Annotated in this window: 1 protein-coding gene; it reads right to left on the reverse strand. The window is 69.0% G+C overall.

Features of this window, described 5'->3' with window-relative positions; genetic code table 11:
- Nucleotides 1-780: APC family permease (locus CCN37_RS38475; protein ID WP_246843648.1), on the reverse strand; the 780-nt coding region annotated here is incomplete at its 3' end.
- Nucleotides 781-799: the final 19 nt, after the last annotated feature.

The following is a 799-nucleotide window of genomic DNA, read 5'->3' on the forward strand; positions in this document are numbered from 1 at the left end:
GCTCTGCGCCAGCTTGAGGACAAGGCCCTCGGGGTCGGCCTGCGCGGCCCCGGTCACGGAGTCGACTCCGACACCCACCACGACCGCCCACACGGTGAACGAGTGGAAGATCCCGATCACCAGGATCGCGACGTACGTCGCCCGCGGGACCGTGACGTCGGGGTCCTTGGCCTCGTTGCGGAACACGGCCGTCGCCTCGAAGCCAATGAACCCGAAGAAGGCGAACATCACGCCGAGGCCCGGGGATCCGTTCCCCACGATCGAAGGCGACAACGGCTCGGCCGTCCGGCCGTGGGCGCCGCCGTGTCCCACGATGCCGAGGTCCATGACCAGGAGCAGCAGGGATTCCAGCACCAGCACGACACCGAGCACCTTGGCGCTCAGCTCGATGTCGCGATAACCGAGGAAAGCGATGATGCCCAGCGAGACGAACGCCCACAACCACCATGGGGAGCCGACGTCGGCGTACCGCTCGATGACGTTGCTCGTCGCGACGCCGACGTAGGCGTTCACCCCGACGAGAAGCAGCGTGTAGGAGAAGAGCGCGAGGGTCGCGGCCGAGAGGCCGGGTATCCGGCCCAGCCCCGCCTGGACGTAGGCGTAGAAGGCGCCCGCGTCGCGTACCCGGCCGGCCATCAGCGTGAAGCCGACCGCGAAGACCAGCAGCATCACGGTGGACAGCGCGAAGTACAGCGGCATACCCGGGCTGCCGCTCACGGCGAAGGCGAGCGGCACCCCACCGGCCACCAGCCCGAGCGGCGCCGCCGCGGCGAGGACCATGAACACGATCTGCGGTATG

The organism is Allokutzneria sp. NRRL B-24872 (assembly GCF_002155965.1).
Classification (GTDB): domain Bacteria; phylum Actinomycetota; class Actinomycetes; order Mycobacteriales; family Pseudonocardiaceae; genus Allokutzneria.